The 23,776-nt window shown below is 27.8% G+C and carries 17 protein-coding genes; 9 read left to right on the plus strand and 8 right to left on the minus strand.

Features of this window, described 5'->3' with window-relative positions; all coding sequences use genetic code 4:
* The first annotated feature begins 285 nt into the window (after positions 1-285).
* Together dnaE and MHO_RS02325 are read left to right on the plus strand one after the other, a co-directional pair.
* Positions 286-3,276, plus strand: coding sequence for a DNA polymerase III subunit alpha (dnaE, locus tag MHO_RS02320; RefSeq protein WP_012855686.1), 2,991 nt, complete (start codon positions 286-288; stop codon positions 3,274-3,276).
* The gene (locus tag MHO_RS02325; RefSeq protein WP_012855687.1) at positions 3,263-4,156 is read left to right on the plus strand and encodes a 5'-3' exonuclease; all 894 of its coding nucleotides are present in this window, start codon (positions 3,263-3,265) and stop codon (positions 4,154-4,156) included. Before dnaE ends, MHO_RS02325 begins: the two co-directional genes overlap by 14 nt.
* A 26-nt stretch (positions 4,157-4,182) precedes the next feature.
* Here MHO_RS02325 and MHO_RS02330 read toward each other — a convergent pair whose 3' ends face one another.
* Genes MHO_RS02330 through MHO_RS02345 form a run of 4 tightly spaced genes read right to left on the minus strand, consistent with a single transcriptional unit; the run spans position 4,183 to position 8,008 of the window.
* Positions 4,183-4,989 (minus strand): HAD-IIB family hydrolase, encoded by an 807-nt coding sequence (locus MHO_RS02330; RefSeq protein ID WP_012855688.1) that lies wholly within the window; start codon positions 4,987-4,989, stop codon positions 4,183-4,185.
* A 7-nt stretch (positions 4,990-4,996) separates the two neighbouring features.
* Positions 4,997-5,305 carry a thioredoxin family protein gene (locus tag MHO_RS02335; protein WP_012855689.1) on the minus strand — a complete coding sequence of 103 codons (309 nt, stop codon included), beginning with the start codon at positions 5,303-5,305 and terminating at the stop codon, positions 4,997-4,999.
* A 13-nt stretch (positions 5,306-5,318) separates the two neighbouring features.
* Positions 5,319-6,752 carry a proline--tRNA ligase gene (proS, locus tag MHO_RS02340; RefSeq protein WP_012855690.1) on the minus strand — a complete coding sequence of 478 codons (1,434 nt, stop codon included), beginning with the start codon at positions 6,750-6,752 and terminating at the stop codon, positions 5,319-5,321.
* A gap of 59 nt (positions 6,753-6,811) precedes the next feature.
* The gene (locus tag MHO_RS02345) at positions 6,812-8,008 is read right to left on the minus strand and encodes a phosphopentomutase (protein WP_012855691.1); all 1,197 of its coding nucleotides are present in this window, start codon (positions 8,006-8,008) and stop codon (positions 6,812-6,814) included.
* A gap of 291 nt (positions 8,009-8,299) precedes the next feature.
* Here MHO_RS02345 and pyk point away from each other — a divergent pair, with 291 nt between their 5' ends.
* Positions 8,300-9,721 carry a pyruvate kinase gene (pyk, locus tag MHO_RS02350; RefSeq protein WP_012855692.1) on the plus strand — a complete coding sequence of 474 codons (1,422 nt, stop codon included), beginning with the start codon at positions 8,300-8,302 and terminating at the stop codon, positions 9,719-9,721.
* 155 nt (positions 9,722-9,876) lie between these two features.
* Here the strand turns inward: pyk and serS are convergent, their stop codons facing one another.
* Entirely contained in the window at positions 9,877-11,142 is a 1,266-nt protein-coding gene (gene serS, locus MHO_RS02355; protein WP_012855693.1) for a serine--tRNA ligase, read from the minus strand.
* A gap of 167 nt (positions 11,143-11,309) precedes the next feature.
* On the opposite strand from serS, the gene MHO_RS05715 reads away from it, so the two are divergent.
* From MHO_RS05715 to ftsH, 4 genes are read left to right on the plus strand one after another with little or no spacing between them, the layout of a single operon-like run.
* Positions 11,310-13,553 carry an ATP-dependent DNA helicase gene (locus tag MHO_RS05715; RefSeq protein WP_012855694.1) on the plus strand — a complete coding sequence of 748 codons (2,244 nt, stop codon included), beginning with the start codon at positions 11,310-11,312 and terminating at the stop codon, positions 13,551-13,553.
* Positions 13,553-14,113: an aminoacyl-tRNA hydrolase gene (gene pth, locus MHO_RS02365; protein ID WP_012855695.1), complete on the plus strand. Its 561-nt coding sequence runs from the start codon at positions 13,553-13,555 to the stop codon at positions 14,111-14,113. The genes MHO_RS05715 and pth overlap by 1 nt, the downstream gene beginning before the upstream one ends.
* The gene (tilS, locus tag MHO_RS05720) at positions 14,100-15,035 is read left to right on the plus strand and encodes a tRNA lysidine(34) synthetase TilS (RefSeq protein WP_012855696.1); all 936 of its coding nucleotides are present in this window, start codon (positions 14,100-14,102) and stop codon (positions 15,033-15,035) included. The genes pth and tilS overlap by 14 nt, the downstream gene beginning before the upstream one ends.
* 47 nt (positions 15,036-15,082) lie before the next feature.
* Positions 15,083-17,302 (plus strand): ATP-dependent zinc metalloprotease FtsH, encoded by a 2,220-nt coding sequence (ftsH, locus tag MHO_RS02375; protein WP_012855697.1) that lies wholly within the window; start codon positions 15,083-15,085, stop codon positions 17,300-17,302.
* A gap of 25 nt (positions 17,303-17,327) precedes the next feature.
* On the opposite strand, the gene MHO_RS02380 is transcribed toward ftsH, so the two are convergent.
* Positions 17,328-17,942: a DUF402 domain-containing protein gene (locus MHO_RS02380; RefSeq protein WP_020002555.1), complete on the minus strand. Its 615-nt coding sequence runs from the start codon at positions 17,940-17,942 to the stop codon at positions 17,328-17,330.
* 214 nt (positions 17,943-18,156) lie between these two features.
* Here MHO_RS02380 and trmB point away from each other — a divergent pair, with 214 nt between their 5' ends.
* Positions 18,157-18,765, plus strand: a complete 609-nt coding sequence (gene trmB / locus MHO_RS02385; protein WP_012855699.1) for a tRNA (guanosine(46)-N7)-methyltransferase TrmB — start codon at positions 18,157-18,159, stop codon at positions 18,763-18,765.
* A gap of 74 nt (positions 18,766-18,839) precedes the next feature.
* Positions 18,840-21,575, plus strand: a complete 2,736-nt coding sequence (gene gyrA / locus MHO_RS05725; protein WP_012855700.1) for a DNA gyrase subunit A — start codon at positions 18,840-18,842, stop codon at positions 21,573-21,575.
* A 150-nt stretch (positions 21,576-21,725) separates the two neighbouring features.
* On the opposite strand, the gene MHO_RS05730 is transcribed toward gyrA, so the two are convergent.
* Together MHO_RS05730 and MHO_RS02400 are read right to left on the minus strand one after the other, a co-directional pair.
* On the minus strand, positions 21,726-22,211 hold the full coding sequence (locus MHO_RS05730) for a hypothetical protein (protein ID WP_012855701.1): 486 nt from the start codon (positions 22,209-22,211) through the stop codon (positions 21,726-21,728).
* Positions 22,212-22,286: 75 nt separating this feature from the next.
* Positions 22,287-23,732, minus strand: coding sequence for an Lmp related protein (locus MHO_RS02400; protein WP_012855702.1), 1,446 nt, complete (start codon positions 23,730-23,732; stop codon positions 22,287-22,289).
* Positions 23,733-23,776: the final 44 nt, after the last annotated feature.

Consider the following 23,776-nt stretch of genomic DNA (forward strand, 5'->3'; position numbering starts at 1 on the left):
ACAAATATGATAGATTGCTTAGGAAATAAAAATTAATTTTTCTTAGGTTTTTTAACAATTTAACTACTTATTAAAAAGTTATTAACAATGCACCGCATGCCTTTTAGCCTTAAAACTAGATACTTTTTAAACTATTTTTATTTTCTAACAGTAAGAAGGAATTTTTTAATGATTTTTTGGTTAAAAAATGTAATAAAAAATAGAAAAATTTTTTCTTGCAAAATAACTTTCACTATGTTTTCTTATAGTTTCGAAAAATGTTTTATTTAATAATATAATTGAAATATGAAATTAATTAACCTTCACTTAAATACTATATTTTCTTTTTTAGAAAGTACAATAACCATTAATGATTTTATTCAAGAATTACTAAATAATAATATAGAGTATTTTGGTATTACAGAACATTGCAATTTTTATAGCATGCCACATTTTTTAAATGAAGCTAGAAAACATGATTTAAAGCCTATTTTTGGTCTTGACGTAAATGTAAAAATAGAAAATAATTTGTATAGATTTATAGTTTACTGCCAAAATAAAGAATCTTTTATGAACCTAAAAATGCTTTCTTTAAACTATGGAAAAAAAGGCTATATAGATTTAGCTGAAATTAGAGATTATTCTAATTTAATATGAATAGAACATCCAATTTTTGGCTATTATAAAAAAACTAATAATATTTTAGAAATTGAAAACCATTATTTTGCAATAAGCCAATATGATATAGAAAATAGTGAAATACAAAATATTTTTGATAAGTGTTTATTAATTAATCACAATTCAATATTAAAATATGATGATAATTCAATAATTAAAACAATGTCAAATATTTCAAATAATAAAATATTTGAAAGCATTTACGAAGAATTTAAAGTTGATATTGAAACAAAAAATAATTCAAAATTAGAAGAATTAATTGAAAGAACAAACGATTTTGCTAAAAAACTTTATTTTGAAATTGAAACTAAAGGTTTCAAAATGCCCAAATTCAAAAACGACAAAAATATTGCTTCTAATGAATATTTAAAATTGTTATTATTTAAATCAATAAGAGAAAAATTTGATAAATATTCATGAACAGATGAATACCAACAAAGGTTTTTAAAAGAACTAAAAGTTATTGAAGATCTTAATTTTGCTGATTACTTTTTAGTTGTTCAAGATTGAGTTAATTGAGCAAAAAATAACAATATTAAAATAGGACCAGGAAGAGGTTCAGCAGCCGGTTCATTAATAGGCTATCTATTAAATATAACCGAAGTAGACCCTATTAAATATGATTTGATATTTGAAAGGTTCCTAAATTCTAATAGAGTTACTATGCCTGACATTGATATTGATGTTCAAGATAATAAAAGAAATGATGTTATTGAATATTTATTAAAAAAATATGGGCATGAATTTGTGGCAAATATTGTTACTTTTTCTTCGCTAGGTAAAAAATCAGCGATTAGAGATATTTTAAGAATAAACAATATTGCCCCAACATTAATTAATGAAATATCAAAAAATATTGAAAATGATGAACAAGACCTATTAGTTGAATACAATGAAAATAGAAATTTACAATTATCATTAGCAAAATTAAATCCTAATGATGAATCATTTAGCATAAGAATATTAAACCAAGCAGCAAGGATATCAGGATTTTATAGACAAATTGGCACACATGCTGCCGGATTAGTAATTAGCGACCAACCCGTCATCTCAATAGCACCAGTTCAATATAATTCTGAAAATTTTCTTCAAACTCAAATAAGTATGGAATATTTAGAAGATTTTGGGTTAGTTAAAATGGACATACTTGGTTTGAAGACATTGACGACTATTTCAAATATAGTTGATCTAATTTATCAAAATCAAAATCTTAAAATTAACTTAAAAGATATAGACTTAACCGATCAAAAAACATTAGAATTATTGAGCTCTGGCCACACAAGAGGCGTTTTCCAAGTTGAAAGTCCAATCATGATAAAAGCCTTAAGACAGGTAAAGGTAAATAATTTTGAAGATATTGTTGCAATAATTTCATTAAATAGACCAGGTCCAATTAAAAACGTTTCGGTTTATGCAAAAAGAAAATTTGGACTAGAGCCGATACCAAAAATAAATAATGAATATGATAAAATCCTTGATTCTACTTATGGAATCATTGTATATCAAGAACAAATTATGAAAATTGCTCAAGTTGTTGCTAAAATGACATTCATTGAAGCCGACAATCTAAGAAGGATTATTTCTAAGAAAAAAGTAAATGAAATGGAAGATATTAAATCTATTTTTATTGAAAGGGCAATGAAGAATGGCTATGAAAAATCTTTGGCCACGAATATCTTTAACAGCATAGAAAAATTTGCATCATATGGATTCAATAGATCTCATGCGGTTTCATATTCAATTATAACTTTTCAAATGGCCTTTTTAAAAGCTCATTACCCCTTAGAATTTTATACGTCATGTATAAGCTCGGCACACGGCTCCCAAGATACAATTGCAAAGTTCGTTAACGAGGCAAGTGAGTGTGGGGTAGAAATAGTTTCTCCTGACATTAACCTTTCTGAATCAGAGGCTATAATTAAAAATAGAAAAATTATATTGCCACTTACACTAATTAAAGGCCTTGGGCCTGAAATTGCTAATTCAATTGTTGAAAATAGATCAAAATATGGCCCATATAAAAATTTTTTAGATTTCTTATTAAAAATTTCTAGTTCTCAATCAATTGGCAAAAGTACAATTGAATTACTAATAAAGGCAAACACTCTTAGATCATTTAATTATAATCAAAACACCTTATTGAATGAGATTCAAAAAAACAATACTGATACAATGTTATTTATAAAAATGTTTAAGAATAACATTGAAGGTGTTAGCCCTAATATAATAGACTCTTATAAACCAAGTGAAATCCTTAATCAAGATATCATGTTTGAAAAGAAAAACGAAATTGAATTATTAGGTCAAGTTTATAATTTTAATTCAAGCGCAAGCAATGGAATGCCTGGACAAACTAGTTTTATAGACATGCACGTTGGAAATGAATATTTAGCAATCGTTAACTGTACAAACGTAAAGCAAAAAATTTCCAAAAAAGGTAATAACTATTTTGAATTAGATTTAGAAGCAAACATGCAAAAAATAAGAGCGTTTTATTTTACATCAAATCAAGAAATACTAAATATTAAGGGAAAAACTATCAAAGTAACTCTAGAAAAAAGAAATGAAAATATTTTTTATTTGCGTTCAATAAAGGAAGTTTTAAATGAAGAAAGATAATGAACAACTGTTGATTATAGATGGTACATTTTTAGCATACAGATCTTATTATGCAACATCTTATAACGCAACTCAAATTTTAACCACATCTGAAGGTTTTGAAACTAATGCGATAGTAGCTTTCTTTAAAACACTTTTTCTATTATTAAAGAAATTAAATCCTAAATATATTTATATAGCCTTTGATTCACATGTTAAAACGTTTAGGCATGAATTATTTCCTTCTTATAAAGATGGTAGAAAAAAAGCACCAGAAAGTTTTTATCTACAACTTGATTTAATTCAAGAAATATTAACAAATATTAATATTCAAAACCAATATTATAATGGCTTTGAGGCTGATGATATAATTGCAAAAGTTAAAAATAAATTTAATTTGAATACAATCATTTTTTCGGGAGATCAAGATTTAAATCAATTAATAGATGAACAAACAGCAATCATTAAAAAAGATAAAACTGGTTCTTTCTTTTTTCTTAATTCAAAGAATTTTTCAGAATATTATGATTTTTTGCCAAATCAAGTTATTGATTATAAAGCATTAGTCGGTGATAACAGTGATAATTTTAAGGGTGTTGTAGGAATTGGACCTAAATCTGCTAAAACTTTATTAGATGATTATAAGACTATTGAAAATATATACAATAATATTGAAAAAATAAAACCTTCAATTGCAAAAAAATTAATAGAATATAAAGAAAATACATTTCTCGATAAATATTTAGCAACCTTAAGGATAGACTTTGATTTGCAACTTCCAGAATTAGAAAATTTAGCAATATCTAATATTGCAATTTCAAACAGTGCAAAACAAATTTTTGGCAAATTTGAACTATATTCTTTGGAAAATTCTTTGAAGAATTTAATCAATAAAAAATAACAAAAGTAGGGTTTTTCCTACTTTTGTTATTTTTGAAGTTCTTGCAATGTTTTTGCTACTCCAGATTTTTTATATGAATATCCTACATAATCTGCTTTTTGCTTTATGTTCTTTGTAGAATTTTTCATCGCTACAAAGCCACCTAAATATTTTTGAGTAACAACATCATTGCCCGAATCGCCTAAGTGAACTGCTTCTTTATAATCAATATTTAACAAATCACATACAAATCGATCGCCAATTCCCTTATTAGCATTAATATCGCTAATTTCAATTGAATATCCTTTTGATACAATATGTGTTGAAATATCATGAAAAGCATTTAATAATTCATCTCTAAGTTTTATTATTCCTTTTTTTGACTTCCCAAAAGTTAAAATTTTTGTTGTTGCTGGCAATGATTGAATTTCGTCATATGTAACTTTGTTTAGCTTCTTTAATCAGGCTCTAGCAATTCTAAATTTTGTTTTTGTTCCATATATTGTATCGCCACTATTAAAAATAAAAAACATTTTTTGTGCAATTAAAATTTCAATTATTGATTTCAATGTATCAGGATTAATTTCATGGCGTTTCAAAACATTATTATTTTTATCTACAATTACTCCACCATTTTGGCAAACAGCAAACGGTGCATTTATTTTATTAGTTAAATCCAAAACAAACTTTGAATTTCCTCTACCTGTTGACAAAATAACAGGGATTCCTCTATTGTTGAAGTCCTTAGCAACCTCAACATTTTTTTCGCTTATCATAATTTGTTTTTTGCGAGGCAAATCTAGATATGTGCCATCCATATCCAAAAAATATGCCTTAGGTTTAAAATTAATCATAATTTTCCTACTTATTTAAATTGTTTAAAATTTCTTCAACTGGCAAGTATCCTACACTTTGAGAAACTAACTTACCGTCTCTATAATAAAATAACGATGGAATATGAGATACATTCATTTCTCTTGCTAAATCAATGAATTTATCTACGTCCAAATCAAAAACATTAACATCTGAATTTTCTTCTGCTAATTTTTCTAATTCTGGGCCAATCATTTGGCATGGACCACATCAAACTGCTCTAAATGCAACAATTGATTTTCCTTCTAAATATTCATTCTTTTTGAATTCTTCAACTAATTCAATAGTTTTATACATAATATTTTCTCCTTTAATATGCTCTTGCAAATAATACAAATCTTTTTGTTTTTCTATTAGTTCAAAAACAAGTATCATTTGAAACTTTTATTGGTTCTTTAAATGGAATACACCTTGTTGATGCTCCTGTTTCTTCTTTAATTTTTACTTCATCATCACCATTGCCATCAAATGCAGCATACACTCAGTGACCCGCAGCAATTGCTTCCTTAAATTCTTGATAACTATTGACAGTTACAATATTATTTTGTAAGCGTTGTTTAGCACTTTCAAATAAATTGTCTTGTATTTTTTGCAATAAGAGACTAGCAATATTTGCTGCTTCAGCAATTGTTGAAGTAATTTTTTCTAGATTATCACGTCTAACGAATAATACACTATTATTTTCAATATCCTTTGGACCGATTTCTATTCTCAATGGTGTACCATGAATTTCTGAATTTGCTGCTTTAAAACCTGGACCTTTGTTTGAAGAATCTATGTTTGCAACAATATTTTTTGCTAATAAAGCATCTTTTAATTCAAGGGCAAGTTTGTGAACTCGTTCATCCTTTGAATTAAAAATTTCTAATATATCAACTTGAGTTCTTGCTATTTTAGGTGGAATGATTATTCCTCGATCATCACCATGAGTCATAATTAGCGCGCCAATTAATCTTGTTGTTGTCCCTCAACTGGTACCATAAGGATTGATTAATTTATTTTCATTGTTTTTAAATGTTATATCAAATGCCTTAGTAAAATTTTGTCCTAAATAGTGGCTAGTACCTGATTGAAGTGCCTTTCCGTCCTTCATCATTGATTCTAAGGTGTATGTTATATCTGCGCCAGCAAATTTTTCATGATCCGTTTTGCAGCCTTCTACTACTGGAATTGCTAAATTTTCTTCAATAACATCTTTATAAACCTTGTGCATAGTCTTCGCAAATTCAATGGCCTCTTCACTACTTGAATGAATAGTATGACCTTCTTGTCACAAAAATTCCCTTGTTCTTAAAAATGGATTTGTTGTTTTTTCTCATCTTAAAACATTAACTCATTGATTATAAATTATTGGCAAATCATTGTAAGATGAAACTTCATTTTTGAATAAATCAGCAAACAACGTTTCTGAAGTTGGTCTTATAAAAAACTTTTCTGCCAATTTTTTGCCGCCTACTTCAGTAACAGTTGCAAGTTCAGGGTTAAATCCTTCAACATGATTTTTTTCTTTTTGCAATAAGCTTTCTGGTATTAAAAGAGGTAAATAAACGTTTTGAACGCCTCTCTTTTTAAATTCAATATCCATTTTTGCTTGAATATTTTCTCAAATAGAATATGCCAATGGTTTAAAAATAATGCATCCTTTTGTTGCACCATATGCCATTAAATCCCCATTTTGGATAACGTCAGTATATCAACGCGCAAAATCTTCATTTTGTGGTGTTATTTTATCTAATTTTTTCATGTAATTAATTATAAATAAAAAAGATAAAATTAAAAGCACAATGTGCTTTAATTTATTTTTTAGATTAATTTATCAAAAATATCTTCACCTGTTTGAACGGTTGGAACATTGAAATTTCTTGCAACAATATTTCCTGCAGTTCCCAAGCCTTTCAAAGGTTCTTTAAATACACATGGTGATTTGAATTTCTTTGAAAATATTGTCAATGGCAATGCTTCTCTTGTATGATCAGGGCCTTTTGTTGGGTCATTTCCATGGTCAGAAGTTATAATTAACAAGTCATCTGATTTCATTGCGTTTATCAATTTTGTTAATTTAATATCTAGCCTTGAAATATTTTGTGAATATCCTATTGGGTCTTCTCTATGTCCAAAATGGCTGTCAAATTGAACAAGATTTACAAATACAAATTGATTTTTGGTGTTTGATGAAGCAATGTCGATTGCAACATCCATATTTTCATCATCAGAAGCTGGTCCATAAACTTTGTCAATACCAACATGGCTGAAAATATCATTAATTTTACCAACAGCAACTACTTCAACGCCTGCTTTTTGTAAATCTTCTAGAATAATATGTCCTGTTGGTTTATTAGCAAAATCATGACGATTGAATGTACGGGTGAACTTTCCATTTTCATAAACAAATGGACGTGAAATAACTCTTGCTACATTTCATTCAGGTCTTGATGAACAAATTGCTCTTGCTCTCTTTGCATATTCAGTTAGTTTTTCAACACCCAATGTTTTTTCATCCCCAATAATTTGCAATGTCGAATCAGGAGAAGTGTAAATTATCATATCTCCTTTTTCAATGTGTTGCAAACCTAATTCGGCCAATATAACTGTACCTGATGCATTTCTATTTCCAATAATTTTTCTATTATCAAACGCTTTTGATAATTCTGCGACTAAATCAGCAGGGAAACCTTTTTCAATGAATTGTGGGTTTGGAACTTTTGTATAAATTCCCATCATTTCTCAATGTCCTGTCAATGTATCTTTTCCATTTGACATTTCATAAATTTTTCCCATATATGCCAATGGTTTTTTATTTCTTGGCACATGTTTTGAAGTTTCTGCTATTTCAGTAATTCCTAATTTTGTTCATGTAGGAATTTCTAGTGGCAATGCTTCTGATGCATGCAACATGCTATTTGCACCTTCATCATGAAATTCAGCTTGGCGTGGTTCATATCCAATGCCAAGACCATCTGTAACTATAAAAAATATTCTATTAAATTTTTGTTCTTGCATAATTAGTACTCCTTTTTAGCAATAACAACAATAATTTGAATCTCATACTTATTTTTTAAATTGATTTTAATTTTAAATAAAAATAATTAATGTTTTAATAAGTTAGATAAGTAATTTTACTATTAATTTACTCACTTATTATTTTATTACAATAATGAATTTAAATTTATTAACTTTCAATGCATTAATAGACTTTATATTGCCTGGCGGGCTTTCTATTGATTTTTTTGGCCTCCTGTGTGATAAAATTAATATGTTAGATTTATATATTTATTTAACAAAAGAGGTAATATGAAATTTAATGAACTAAGAACTAAAATTGTTGCAACAATTGGCCCTTCTTCAGATAATTATGACACAATGAAGAGTTTAATTGAAGCTGGAGTTACTACAATTAGAGCCAATTTTTCACATGGCGGTCCTGAAACTCATGTTAATAAATTTGAAATAGCAAGACAAATTTCAAAAGAACTAAACGTTCCAATCTCATTAATGCTTGACACAAAAGGCCCTGAAATTAGAGTTGGAAAAATGGAAAATGATGGAGTTACAATCCCTGCAAATCATATTCTAAAAATTAAAACAGATGAAAATTCATACAAGAATTTTTTAGGCACCCAAGATCAAATTACTGTTTCATATAGAATGGACAACGATCTTAAAATAGGGGATAAAGTTTTAATTGATGATGGAAAATTAGTTACAACTGTAAAGGATATTAAAAAATTTGAAATTATTGTTGAAACAGTTAATGAACATTTCTTAAAAACTAATAAAAGAATTAACATTCCTGGTGTTAACTTCTCACTTCCTTTTTTAAGTCAAAAGGATATTGACGATATTATATGGGGTGCAAAATACAAAGTTGATTATATTGCAGCATCATTTGTAAATTCTGCTAAAAATGTAAAAGAAATTAGAGACATATTAAACGCAAATGGTGGAGAAAATATTCAAATCATTTCAAAAATTGAATCTAAGATGGCAATCAATAACATTGATGAAATAATTGAAGCTTCAGACGGAATTATGGTTGCAAGGGGAGACCTTGGACTTGAAATTCCTTACTATGATGTTCCTTACTACGAAAAGAAAATAATTCGTAAATGTAGATTAGTTGGCAAGGAAGTAATAGTTGCAACTCAAATGCTAGATTCAATGGAAAACAACCCTATTCCAACAAGAGCGGAAGTTACTGACGTTTATTATGCAGTTGAATTAGGTGCAGACTCAACAATGTTATCTGGAGAATCTGCAAGTGGTAAATACCCTGTTGAAGCAGTTAAAGTTATGTCTAAAATTGCAAAAAGAGCAGAAAAAGAATATTACAATGAATTATTCTATGGCAAACAAATAGAAAAAGTAGCAAATCATCCTACTTCAAGAATGCTAATTGCTTATGAAGTTGCCAAAATCCTTCAAAGCGGTGAATACAAATTTGCCATTATATTAAGTCACACCGGAAAACTATTAAAAGAAGTTGCTAAGTATAGACCAAATGCATTTATTGTTGGAGTTGTTAGCGACAATAGATTGGTTTGAAGCTTTGGAATTACTGCTGGTGTATTCTGTGAAAAACATTCAGAAGCAGTAAGAGCATTAATCAAAAACAATCACAATGCTGCTTATAAAATTTTAGGCGAATATGGTGCTAAAAAAGGCGACAAATATATTGTAGTGGATAGTTTAAATATCACAACCCATGAATACTAATAAAAATTATTAATTTCAAAACAAAAAAAATTAGGCTTCAACTAGGCCTAATTTTTTAGTTATATTGCTTTGAAGATTTTAAAAAAATCCTTGATGTTATTTGATATAGAAATAAATAAAAAAATGTTGTCTATTGAAACAACATTTTTAAAATATTATTTAATAACTTCTTTACCCATGTATGGAACTAAAACTTTTGGAATTGTGATTGAACCATCTGGGTTTTGATAATTTTCTAAAATAGCAGCAACAACTCTATCAATAGCTAAGCCTGAACCATTCATTGTGTACGCATATTTTGTGTGACCATTTTCATCACGATATCTAATTTTTGCCCTACGACCTTGGAAATCTCTGCATATAGAAATTGAGCTTGTTTCTCTATATCTTTGTTCTGATGGAATTCATAGTTCTAGGTCAATAGTTTTTGCTGAACTAAATCCAATATCGCCAGTTGAAAGCATCATTTCACGGTATGGGATTTCAAGCAATTCAAGAATACTTTTGGCATCATTTACCATCAATTCTCATTCTTTCATTGCATCTTTTTCACTGGTTATTTTTACAAGTTCGACTTTATGGAATTCGTGTTGTCTAATTAAACCTTTTGTATCTTTTCCACTACTTCCTGCTTCTGAACGGAAACATTTTGTATATGCAACAAATTTCTTTGGTTTAGACAAATCTAAAATTTCGTCATAATAATAGTTTGTAACTGGAACTTCTGCAGTTGGTATTAATCAAAGGTCATTGCCTTGCATTTTAAATAAATCTTCTGCAAATTTAGGCAATTGTCCCGTTCCATAAAGCATATTTGAATTAACTAAATGGGCAGGCATTAATTCTTTATATCCATTTGCAATGTGCGTATCAAGCATAAAAGAGGCTAAGGATCTTACTAATTTAGCACCATCATTTTTGTATAAAACAAATCTTGTGCTTGCTAACTTCACTGATCTAACAAAATCAACAATATCTAATTTTGTTGCTATTTCATAATGAGGCAATACGCCTTTTACTAACCCTCTTCCTAAATTTGGATGTTCTTTTAAAACTACGTTGTCATCTTCATCTCTTCCCACAGGAACTTCATCATATGGCAAGTTAGGAATTTGGTATAGTAATGTATTGACTTTCTTTACCAATGTGTCGGCTTCTTCATCAATTTTTTCGATTTGTTCTTTAACTTCAGCAACTTGTTGTAATAATTCCGAGCAATCTTGCTTGTTTCTCTTATTAATTCCAATTTGTTCACTTAATTTATTTCTTTTAGCTTGCAAAGTTTCTAAATTATGAATTAATTCATTTCTTTTTTGAGCGTCTTCAAAAATTTCTTCGATAATAGCAATATTGAAATTACGTGTTGATAGTTTTTTAATAACTTCATTTTTGTTACTAATAATATATTTTAAATCTAACATTTTTAATCCTCTTTTACTTTTTAAATGCTATTATATTTTACAATATTATTAAATAAATGAAATACTTAATTTTTGTTAAATATATTTAACTTTTGCTTATTTTATATATAAAACAATAATTAATTATTATTGATAACCAAATTCTTATATTTGTTAAAATTTTAAATATGTTACAAAATAGCAATATTCAAGGTAAATTTAATAAAATAATGTGAACATCTACTGACAGTCAAGTTGTTATAGTTTCATTTTTAGTATCTTCTAATGATGGTTTGAATCCTGTTAAAGTTAATAAATACAACTGTATTTCAGTAACTTTAAAAAACAATTTATTTTCTGAAAAAAACATTACTTTAAACAGCCACATTTATGAAATATCAGTCTCTAAAAATAGTTTTTCAAAATATCCAAATAGTTATATTGCAATAGACGTTATTGAAATAAACGAAGATGAAGAATATAAACTAAACTATGTTATTAAATTTTTAAAAAGTAGTCATTTTCCTGGTATAGGCGAAGAAAAAGCAAAATTAATTGTAAAAGATTTAGGGATCGATGCTTTAAAAAAAATGGTTGAGGATAATTCAATTGATTATTCAAAATATTCAATATCAGAATTGACATGAAACTATGCTGTTGAATTTATTAAAAATAATCCAACATTAATTGAGGATCAAATGTTCTTTTTAACAAATAATTTAACGCCTTCTTTGTATGAAATAGTTGCTAAGAAATTTGAACATTTTAAAGATTTTATAGATGCTTACAAAGATAACTTTTACTTATTTTATTTAGACAATGAACGTATCTCACTTGAAGATATGGACAAATTACATAATATCTTTAACAAATTTGAACACCCTTTTAAGCCTGCAACCCACTTGTACAAATCATTTTTAAAATATCTATATAATTCTGGAAACACTAGAATTTTAAAAGATTATTTATACGACCAACTAATAAACTTTGCAAGCCAAGACACTGAATGACCTAGGGATGTTGAAACATTCAATAATAGCGTTGAATTATTGGTTCAAAATAAATATTTAATCGAGATTGAATACGAAGATGGTACATACCTTAGTGCTAAAGATGTGTTTGATATGGAAAAATATATTGTCAAAAGATTGAAACATATTGAATCTTCTTCAAACCCAAAATTCATTAATTTTATGCCAAGTGAAATGTTCCACCCTTTGCAACTTCAAGCAATTGAAACAGCACTAACTAGCAAATTGACATTGATCACAGGAAACCCCGGCACTGGAAAAACATTGATAACTAATGAAATAATTAAACAACTGCTTTCAGTTTATGATGAAGATGATTTGGCAATAGTCACACCAACAGGTAGAGCAACTATCAACATAAACAATATTCAAGAAAAAACAAATGCAGTTACTATACACAGTTTTTTAGAATGGGACGTTGATAATGACAAATTCATGATTAATGAAAAAAATGCAAAACCGATTGAATGTTTAATAATTGATGAATTTTCAATGGTAAGTGTTGATTTGTTTTATTCACTACTTAAAGGAATAAAAAAGAATTCGTTGAAAAGAATTATATTAGTTGGCGACAAAGATCAATTGCCTGCCATTGGCGCTGGTTATTTAATTAGGGATTTTATAGAAAGCAATATTTTTCAAACAATTGTTTTAAGTAAAATTTTTAGACAAGCAGAAAATTTTGACATTATTCAAGATGCTCTAGATATTAATAAAGGCAAACTACCCGAATTTAAAGGAAATAATTCTCAGTTTATTGAAACGAAACAGAGTGATCTAAAGTCAATGTTACTCTTTAAATTAAATGACTTATTGCAACAAGGCTATAGCAAGCGTGATATTGCAATTTTAAGTCCAATATATAATTACGAAACGGGAATTGACCAAATAAATGAAACATTAAATAATTTCTTTAGAAAATTAGATGGCAATGAACAAATAAAATATAGAGACCATGTTTTGGCCATTGATGATAAGGTAATAAATTTAGTTAATGATCCAAAAACAAAAGTGTTTAATGGAGAAATCGGTTATATATCTCACTTTGGCTTTGAAAACAAAAAAAATTCTTTTGAAAAGGTTTTAGCAAGTATCTCTGTTGAATTTGAAAATGATTCAAAAACTGTCTCTTATTCTAGAAAAGATTTTTTTGCTAATACATACCCTGCATATTGCACAAGCGTTCATAAATATCAAGGTAGTGAATGTAAATGCGTTATTGTAGTATTATTTTCAGAGGCTAAAAAATTATTATCCAAAAAACTTATTTATACTGCTATTACTAGAGCAAAAAAATATTGTGTTGTTATTGGAGAAAAAGAAGCTTTGATAACAGGTATAAATAATGATGATGATTCAAATAGAATAACCAATATTAAATATTTATGGAGGAACGAATAATGAAATTAATTGTTGGACTTGGAAATCCTGGTGTTGAATATGAAAAAACACGCCACAACACAGGCTTTATGGTAATTGACAAACTAGCAGAAAAATTGCATACTCCCTTAACTGAAAAAAAGTTTAATGGAATTTATTACATTGACAAAGAAGTTATTTTAGCCAAACCGTTAACCTTTATGAATAATAGCGGTGATTTTGTTAGAGCAATAAAGGATTATTACAATATTGTAGATGATGACATTATCATTGTATATGATGATTTAGATTTGCCAGTTGGAAAAGCTGTTATTAGACAAAAAGGTTCGTCTGGTGGACATAATGGAATGAAAGATATAATTGCTAAATTAAAAACTGATGAAATAAAAAGATTAAAAATAGGAATTGGACGTGGTCAGAATGTAATTAATTATGTTCTAGGCAAATTTAGCTATCAAGATTTTTGCACAATTGAAAAAATAATTGACATTGCTTCCGATGCATTAATTTCTTTTATTAGTAATGATATTAGATTTGTTATGAATAAATTTAGTGGTGAACTATATCGTGAAAACAAATAATTTAGTTGAATTACAACGTGACTTATTAAATGAATTTAATAAATACAATATTAATACCAATAAAAAATTTTTAATCGGAGTAAGTGGTGGCCCTGATTCAATGTGGCTACTTAATTTGCTTAAATCATTGAATATTGTTGTTGCACATGTAAACTACAACAAAAGATATGATAGCAATTATGATGAATCATTGGTTTCACGATTCTGTGCTGATAACAATATCCCTTTAGAAATACTCTCATTACATAACAAATATTCTAGTGGTAACTTCCAAGCTATTGCCAGAAAAGAAAGATATGATTTTTACTTTGAAATTTCTAAAAAATATCAATGTGACTATATCCTCCTTGCTCACCAAAAAGATGATTTTTTAGAATCATCTATTATGCAAGAAAATTCAAACAGAAAACCTTTATTTTGGGGTATTAAGCAACTTAGCATACTAAATAATAACGTCATTTTTAGACCGATGTTAAATTTATGAACTAAACAAGAAATTATAGACTTTTGCAATGAATATTCAATATTATTTGCAACTGATTATACCAATGCCGAAACTCATTACACTAGAAATAAAATTAGATCGAACTTAAAGAAATTAGATCCAGAGCAAAAACAAAATAAATATCAATTTTTTGTCAATAAAAATATTGAAAATGAACATATTGAAAAACAAGTTTTAGAAAGTTTTGAAAATTGAAAAAATAATCAATTCAATGTTGATAAATTAGATAAGAATTTTGTTTATATTGACCAGTTATTGTTTTATACATTAAATCATTTTTATAACAATTTAAAACTTTCATTAAATAAGATACATGGAATTAAAGATTTTTTATTTTCACAAAATAGAACAAAAAATTTTAAATTAAACGATGAACAATATATTCATAAAATTAAAAATTTACTAATATTTAAGTAATTTTATTATAATTTACATATTGAATTATAAACAAATAGAGAGGACAAATGAACAATCCAAAAGAAAAAAAACCTAGGAAAATTGGTTTGTTTGGAATAATTGGAATTTTATTTGCAATTATTGCAGTGATAACATTGGGATATATTATCAGTGATGTTGTTAAAGAAAGAATGTCTAACTTTCAAACCTTAAATTTTCTAGAAAGAGTTATTAGAGGAACTGCTAACAAAAATGATGGAAATTATATTTCTTCATGAGTTGAAGACCCTTATAACGATACAATAAATATCACTATTAGAGGTACAAATAGTTTTTTAAGATCCTTAATTGGAAATAATTATTTTATTGGCGATTCTTATAGTTTTATAGTAAAAAATGGAGGCTATATAGGTCGTTCAATATTTCAAGAATTGCCTGTATGAGCAGGTTTAAGTGGAAAATCATATATAGAAGCATTGAATTCATGTGCAACATTTAATGGTCAAGTTTTAGGAAATATTGTTGCAAGTTCAATGCCAAAACCAAGCATTGCAAGCAAATATATAATTCCCGCTTTCTCTGCTTTTGTTGGCTTAGCATTTATTATTATCATTATGGCAATGTATTTTGGTAAGGGAAGAGGAATGCTAACTGGCGGTATTGATACAAACAAATCATTAGCACAAAGAATATATTCAAATAAAAAATTCTCTGACATTGCTGGAAATGAAGAAGTAAAAGAAGAAGTAAAAGAATTAGTTGATTATCTTAAAAATCCTAAAAAATATGAAGCAGCCGGTGCTAGAATTCCAAAAGGAATATTACTAGGAGGCCCTCCAGGAACTGGTAAAACTTTAATTGCCAAAGCAACAGCGGGAGAAGCAAACGTTCCATTCTTCTTCATCTCGGCATCAAATTTTGTTGAAATGTTTGTTGGATTGGGTGCAAAAAGAGTTCGTGACATGTTTTCTGAAGCTCGCTCTCATGCTCCCGCAATAATTTTCATTGATGAATTAGACGCTGTTGGTAGATCTCGTGGAGCTGGAATTGGTGGAGGTAATGATGAAAGAGAACAAACCCTTAACCAATTACTAGTAGAGATGGATGGTATCAAAGAAAATAGTGGTATTTTAATAATGGCAGCTACAAATAGAACCGATGTTCTAGACCCTGCTTTATTAAGACCAGGACGTTTTGATAGAACTATTACCGTTGGACTACCTGATATAAAAGAAAGAGAAGCAATTTTAAAATTACATGCTAATGGAAAAAGAATTGCAAGCAATATTAATTTTGCTATGGTAGCAAGAAGAACACCTGGTTTCTCTGGAGCACAGCTTGAAAATGTAATTAACGAAGCCTCTTTATTAAGTGTTAGAGAAAATACCGGAGTTATAACTATTGAACAAATAGATGAAGCTATTGACAGAGTTATTGCCGGCCCTGCTAAAAAATCAAGAACCATTTCTGAAAAAGAAAACATTGCAGTTGCCTACCATGAAGCGGGACACGCAGTTGTTGGAATAAAAATTAAAGGCGGAAATAAAGTTCAAAAAATAACTATCATTCCAAGAGGAAAAGCTGGCGGATATAATTTAATGATGCCAGATGAAGAAAAATACAATCGCTCGAAATCAGAATTACTAGCTATAATAACTTCGTTCATGGGAGGACGTGTAGCTGAAGCAATTATTTATGGAGCAGATAATGTTTCAACTGGAGCAAGTGATGATATTGCCAAAGCAACAAATATTGCTAGAAAAATGGTTACTGAATGAGGTTTATCAGACCTAGGACCAATTAAATATGAAGAAGATTCTTCAAATCCGTTCTTAGGAAGAGACTACATGAAAAATTCTTCATTTTCAAGTAAAGTAGGCCAAGAAATTGATGAACAAATAAGAAAGATTATTTTAACTGCCGAAAAGAAAGCACATGAAATAATTACAGAAAATCGTCAATTGTTAGAATTAATTAAAGACGCATTAATTATTAAAGAAACTATTGTTGCTGAAGAAATTGAATATATAGAAAAACATATGGAATTACCTCCTGAAATAACAAATACAAAAAAAGAACTTAAAAATGAATATTCAGAAGAAGATTTCAATGAATTATTTAATGAAGTTGCTGGACAAAAACAAATTCAAGAAGATAAATACAAAGCTACTTTAAACTCTGAATTAAAGAAACATAATATTGAAGATAATAGTTCAAATAATCATTCAGAAGATTCTAATGATACAAAAAATTTAGATGAAGACAGCAACAAAAAAGACAATCAATAAAATAAAAAAGTGGAATTCCACTTTTTTATATATCTCCGCTTTCTCGCAACATCTTTTCAAGGCCGTTAACAAGTTTCTTAGAAAAAACTCCTGTTCCTTTTTGCTTTTGTTCATATAAAAAATCTAATTCTTCATACAATTTATAAATTAATTTCAATGAATAATTGTATTGACTAATTGAATTTTTAAAATCTTGCCAATCTATAACGCTAAAATCTTTATCATCATAACTTTTAATATCGATATCAAAATCAATATATTTAATTACTTCATTTTCAATATAAAAAGGGCTTGCTAAATTAATATAAATATAGTTTTCTTTAGATTTATTTAATGTAATAGAAGCATTATAAAATTTGTTTCTAGCAAAGAAAAACAAAATAGGTTCAGAAACAACTCAATTGATAGATTTTTCAGAAACTTTTGTTTTCATTAACAAAACAACTACAAAGTCAGTTAAATTTGCAACTATTTTTGCCCCTTCATATTGTCTGTATAAAGTTCCATCATATTTAAAAACTTGAATGGTTGTTAGTTGTCCCATCTTAAAAAACTTTTTATGTTTTTTTATATTTTTTGAGTTTGGTGTATCAATTGTTTTTAATAAATCATCAAAACTCTTTATACTTTCTTCTTCCATAATACTATTTAAATGGTATCAAATAAAAAACAAAAAGATTAATTAATTAAATTTTATTTTTAATATATTACAAATTTAACAACTTGCGATTTGCTGTATATGTTATAATAATTACGTGATTTAAACAAATTAAGCATTTTAGAATAAATCTATGTATGCTTTGAAAAGTAACCTTTGGTTGCTTTTTTTGTTTATTTAGTGTATTATAATTAATATGCGACTAAGATTTAATAAAAATGCAGAAACATCCTTAATGGCAAGCCCAATGACATTTAAGGATTTTCCTATTGATAATAAAAAAAATACTATATTAGAGATTGGTATGGGGAGAGGAACCATGCTTACAAAATTAGCCCTAATGCACCCCGACATAGAATATATCGGACTTGAAAAATACAGCACGCCCGCCTATTCTGCTTTAAAAAAAGCAATTGACCTCAACCTTGAAAATTTTCACATAATTATAGGAGATGCAATAAATTTATCAACTTATTTTAAAAACAAAATTAAAACTATTTGATTAACATTTTCAGATCCTTGACCTAAAAAAAGACATTATAAAAGAAGGTTAGTTTATAGAGATTTTTTAAAAATTTATCAAAACGTTTTGGATAAAGACGGAGTGGTTTATTTTAAAACCGATAATGATATGCTTTATCAATTTGCAATAGATGAATTAAAAGAAATCAATGCAAAAATCATTTATCAAACGTCTGATTTACACCATTGCAATTTCAAAATAGAAAATGTTTTTACTGATTATGAAGAAAAATTTAACAAATTAAACAAAAATATAAACTTTATTGCATTTACTTTCAATTAAAAAGGCCTATAACAAAGGCCTTTTTTGTTATAATTATATAATAATATAATTATATTGTGTAAATGGAGTAAATTATGCTTTTTGGCGAAGATGATAACAATAAAAAAGAAAATAAAAATTTTGAAGAAGATAACAGCCACGATTTAGATGAATATACAAATTTTGATGATAGAATCAAAAAAATCTTTAGTGACGATGATGAAACAAAAGCAAAAAAAATAGATGAAGAAGACGAAGAAGAAATTCCTCAAGACAAAGAAGGCTATAGAGTAGAACCCCAACTTTTAGATAAAGAAATTAATGGTTTAAAACCTGCCAATTTATCAAAAGTAATGAAAACATCATTCATTGAATATGCAATGAGTGTCATAGTTTCTCGTGCTCTCCCTGATGCCCGTGACGGACTAAAGCCGGTGCACCGTAGAATTTTATATGGTATGAGTGAACTTGGAATGTTTTATACAGCGCCACATAAAAAATCGGCAAGAATCGTCGGAGATGTTTTAGGTAAATATCACCCACATGGAGATTCATCAGTATATGAAGCTATGGTAAGAATGGCTCAAGATTTTTCACTTCGCTATCCTTTAATTGATGGACACGGTAACTTTGGATCTGTTGACGGAGACGAAGCTGCTGCAATGCGTTATACAGAAGCTAGAATGAGCAAGATTGCTGGTGCAATGGTTGATGGTATTAAGAAAAATACTGTTGACTTTATGGACAACTATGACGCAACTGAAAAAGAACCAGTTGTCTTGCCATCACGTTTCCCTAATTTATTAGTTTCTGGTTCAAGTGGTATTGCTGTTGGTATGGCAACAAATATTCCTCCTCATAACCTAGGTGAAACTATTGATGCAGTTTGTGCACTTGCAAAAAATCCAGAAATAAATGTTTTTGAATTAATGGAATATATTCAAGCTCCTGATTTTCCAACAGGTGGAATAATATTTAATAAAAAAGGATTAATTGAAGCTTATAGCACAGGTAGAGGATCAATCACCATTCGTTCAAAAGCACACATACAAGAACTTTCAAATGGAAAAAGCAAAATAATTGTTACTGAAATTCCATACGAAGTTAAAAAAACAGAAATCATGGAAAAAATTTCTGAACTTATTAAAGACAAAAAAATTGATGGAATTGCTGATTTCAGAGATGAATCAAACAGAGATGGCATTAGAATTGTAATTGATATCAAAAAATCTTTTGTTCCTGAAATTGTTTTAAATAACTTGTTCAAATTAACAAAATTACAAAGCAATTATTCGTTCAATATGATTGCGTTGGTAAATAACGAACCAAAATTGTTGAACCTTAAGGCTTGCTTAGAAGTTTATTTAAAACACCAAATTGAAGTTGTAAGTAGAAGATTAAAATTTGATCTTGAAAAAGATAGAGCAAGAGCTCATATTTTAGAAGGTTTAAAAATCTGCATTGAAAATATTGATGCCGTAATTAAAATAATTAAAGAATCAAAAACTGATCAAGAAGCACAAAGCAAACTTTCTCAAGCATTTAATCTTAGTGAAATACAAACAAAAGCAATTGTTGATATGAAGCTAGGAAGATTAACTGGATTAGCAATTGAAAAAATGAACGAAGAACTAAATGAAGTACATGAAAGAATTGCTAACTACATTAAGATATTAGGCGACCATAACTTATTAATCAATTTGATAATTGAAGAATTGCAAGAAATTAAAAATGCTTATGGCGATGCTCGTAGAAGCGATATAAATTGAGATGAATTGAGCAGCATCGACAATGAAGATTTGATTCCAAAACGCGATATTGTTATAACATTAACAAATAATGGCTATATTAAAAGACTTGATATTGAGGAATATAGAGAACAAAGAAGAGGCGGAGTTGGTGTATCAACTACAAAAACATATAAAGATGATGCAATTCAAGATATATTAGTTGCAAATACCCACACGGACTTGTTGATATTTACAGATCTTGCCAAGGTTTATAGAATTAGAGGTCACGAAGTTCCTGTTGGCACCAAACAATCAAAGGGTATTCCTATTGTTAATGTAATTCCTTCTATTCAAAAAAATGAAAAAGTTATTAAAATTTTGCCAATAAATGAATACAAACAAAATGAATATTTACTAACAGCAACTAAGAAGGGGATTGTTAAAAAAACTCCAACAATTTTATTTGAAAGTATTAACAGAAATGGAAAAATTGCCTTTGCCATTCGTGATGATGATGACAAATTAATTGATGCATTGATTGTTAAAGATGAGGATGAAATCTTTATTGCTGCCTCAAATAATAAAATTTGCCGTTTTGATTCAAACGAAATCAGATCAATGGGAAGAATGGCCTATGGTGTTAAGGGAATTAAAATTGACGATGTTGAAGACAATGTTGTTTCTGTATCTTCTTCAAACCAAGGAAAATATATATTTAGTCTTGGAAAAGAAGGATATGGAAAATTGACACTTGCTGCAATGTTTAGAAAAACTAGACGTGGAGCAAGTGGAGTTTATTCATTAAATGAAGAAAAATCTGGTAAATTAATTTATGCTGCAACTGTTCACGGAGTTGAAGATCTAATAGTTTTAACAAGCGATGGTGTTGCAATTAGATTTTCTTTAAAAGATGTTGCAATAACCGGTAGAAATACTAAAGGTGTTAAATTAGTAAATCTAAAAGGAAGAACCACAAACATTGTTGCAGCAACAAAAATTTTAGATGATGATTTAGAAGACAATGACAGAAAATTATCAGAAAATGAATTCAAAGAAATTGAATCAGATGCTGAAAATAACCTTAATCAAAAAAATGAATAATTATTAATAACAAATAAACTATAATTATTATGTATGCGTTAAAATGCATACAGATTGTAGTTGCACAGAGAGGTTTTGAAAAATAATCTCTCTTTTTTTATATTTTAAAAACCACCTTATAAAGGCGGTTTTTAAAATATAGATATTTGTTTAATTTTCTGGGTTTTGTTTTAATTCTGTAAGAAATTTCTCTAATTCTTTGTTTAAATCAAGTGATTTCAATAGTCAAGGAGTTTTATTAACTTCCTTAAAATATTCAAACATTCCTTCAGGTGCATCTTTAAGTCCAAATCATTCAACTCATTTATTGATAGATTCTAATTGATTTGAATTGTTTGGTAATTTTAACGTTAATTCGTCTAATTTAGTTTTTCATTCAGAAATTTTTGAGGCATATTTTCCGGTTTGTTCTAAGCGTTTTATAGTATCATTAACTTCTTTGTATATTGATTTATTTGGATCAATTCTGGTCATTGTCGTAGAATAAGGTCCGATCTTGCGAACTGTTGTTGTGGCTTTGTGTTCTTTAAAGTTTGATAAAATCTTTTTTCAAACAACATCACAATAAAATCATAATCTTTTTTCAACCTCTGACATTGTTTTATTAAAGTTAGATACATATTCATCAAAGGTCATATTCTTAAATAATATTTTCTTTTCTTTTGTTTCGACTACAGTGTTTTTAGATTTGTCAATTTCGTATTGGGATTGTTAAAATTTAACAGCATTTTTAGCAAATTTATTATTTCATTCGGATGAGATACCTTCAAAATAAAGTCCATCGGTTTCTTTTAAAACCTCACCACGATTATATGGAGCAGTATTTCAATCGTGAAATAGTCAATTAATCCTATCTGTGTTTATATTTCCGTCAAATATTTTTATTAAATCTTTAACAAATTTTTCTTGGATTTCCTGTATATTATTTTCATATTTTGACGCTTCTGCAATAGTTGCCAATTGACTAGAATTATTTTTAATATTTGTTAATTCTTGCAATGCCTTTTGTTTTATTTCATTTAGTTGTTGTGTTACACCTAAGAAATCTGGATCTTTTACACCACTATCTAACTTATTAAATTTTTGCAAACTATTATTTACATCATCTAGACTATTATTTATTAATAATTTTTTAGCATTAAGATATTCAACTGAAATTTCATTAATTACTTGTATTATTTCTTCTCTTGTATGTAGAGTACTAATATTATGTTTTCTAATAGATCCTTCTATTCTTTCGATGTATGCATTGTATTTATCTCTAGGGCGCATTTTATTTTCAATATATTCCTTTGCTTCTACAATTAAAGAAATTAAACTATCCCTTAATTTTTGCATATCATTTTCAACAAATTCTTTACTTTGTTTTAAAACTTCATTTAAATTAATATTTGCAGCTACTATTTCTGATTTATTAGAACTAATTGAAACGTTTCCTCGTCTTGAAACTTCTCTATTAAGATTTCTAACTATATTTGCATAATAATCGGATTTAACAACATCTTTGGCCAAAAATTCTTCAACTAATTTTCTAGTTTTTTGTAATTTTTCAAATTCTTGTTCTTTCGATTGCTTAAATTTGATCAATATATCTTCAACTTCAGAAATTTTAAAAGTTAATGATTTATTTAAATTATTTATTTCGTCTATATTATTTTTGTTAAAAATTTCTAATGCATTAATAATTTGTGAATTTAAATCTTTCTTAGTTTTTTGAATATCAACATCATTATCAATTAATTTATTGTCCAACATTCTCATAACATTAATAATATTTTCCAACTGTTTCTTTGCTGCGGCAAGTAATTTTTGCATGATTTGCTTTTGAATTTTTGCATTTAATGAATTAATCGAACTTTTTATCTTAAAAATTTCTTGATTAATATTATCAATTGGTGATTCAATGCTAATCATTTTGGAATTAGCAAGAACGTTTTGTTCTTCAATTAAATCAATTCCCTGAATGTTTTTATCTTCTAACAATGACTGCAATTCTTCTTGAAAAATTTTAAATTTCTTAAATAGTGATTCTTTTTGCGCCTTTTTATCCACTTTATTTTGACACGATCTTATTGCTACGGTAGCGATGGCAGCTATTGATAATCCGCCACAAAAAATTGCTAATGGAAGAACGATCTTTTTGCTTTTTTTGTTCATTTTTTCTCTCCATTTTTTTATTATTTTTAATATTTGTAAAATTA

Origin of the sequence: Metamycoplasma hominis ATCC 23114 (genome assembly GCF_000085865.1) — a bacterium.
GTDB classification, from domain to species: domain Bacteria; phylum Bacillota_I; class Bacilli_A; order Mycoplasmatales; family Metamycoplasmataceae; genus Metamycoplasma; species Metamycoplasma hominis.